Origin of the sequence: Moorena sp. SIO2C4 (genome assembly GCF_010672485.1) — a bacterium.
Lineage (GTDB): Bacteria > Cyanobacteriota > Cyanobacteriia > Cyanobacteriales > Coleofasciculaceae > Moorena > Moorena producens.
In genome coordinates this window covers 1-1,028 of the sequence record NZ_JAAHGN010001587.1, presented here as the reverse complement: position 1 = coordinate 1,028, position 1,028 = coordinate 1, and the positions used below count along the sequence as shown (strand labels likewise).

Below are 1,028 nucleotides of genomic sequence, written 5' to 3'. Positions count from 1 at the left end.
TGACCCCAAGAGCGAGACTAAGCCTACAGCAGGGAATGGCAAGCTGCAATTTCGGGCTAACGGTGAAGACTTTGTCCGACAGGGCTTTGTTTCCAAAGACCGTTGGCAAATATCTTTCGATCGGGTTTACATCAACCTAGCGGACATGACAGCTTACCAAACTAACCCTCCCTTTAACCCCGATACAGTAAAGGAAATCTCAGTCCAAGAGAAAATTATCCTGCCCAATCCCAAAACCATCGATTTAGCGGAGGGGGGAGAGAATGCCGAGCCAATTCTGATTGCTGAGATAGCTGATGCACCAACTGGTCATTACAATGCTCTTTCCTGGAAAATGGTCAAAGCCAAGACTGGTCCAGCAATGGGTCAAACTTTGGTTATGGGTGGTAAAGCCAGTAAGCAGGGACAAACCATTGATTTTGTGATCAAACTCGACCAAGAGATTGAATACCGGTGTGGTGAATTTATCGGTGATCAGCGCAAAGGGATTCTAGCCAAGGATGGCAAAGCTGAGATAGAAGCTACCTTCCACTTCGATCACATTTTTGGCGATAGTGATGCGACCGCCAATGACCCCCTCAACACTGGTGCGATCGGATTTGAGCCATTAGCTGCACTCGCTAAGGACGGCAAACTAGAGGTGACCATGGCTCAGCTTCAATCAGCACTCCCAGCTCGCACCTATCAGCAGCTTACTCAAGACATTCTGCCTAACCTAGGTCATGTCGGTGAAGGTCACTGTAAATCCACACCAATTTCCAAGTCATGACTTACCCAACACCCTTACTCCAAACCCCAGAATCTTTTAACCTAAATTCGTGATCAAAACAAGGAAAAATCGAGAGGTACTGCTATATAGTGCTACGCGCAAGGCAGAAGGAATCCCCCCTAACCCCCCTTATTAAGGGGGGCGGGCAGAAGGCAGAAGTTGACTCTAACAAGGTTTTAGAGGTAAGAGTTGTCCTAACCTTAGTGCGTACTGCTATAAAAATCAAACCTGATCAGCTCTGACCCATCTAATTTGCATA

The 1,028-nt window shown here is 47.1% G+C and carries 1 protein-coding gene; it reads left to right on the top strand.

The genetic code is table 11. The features are described 5' to 3' along the window. On the top strand, nt 1–769 hold a 769-nt coding region (locus F6K20_RS39715; RefSeq protein WP_287298612.1), incomplete at its 5' end, for a DUF4382 domain-containing protein. Nucleotides 770–1,028 lie beyond the last annotated feature (259 nt).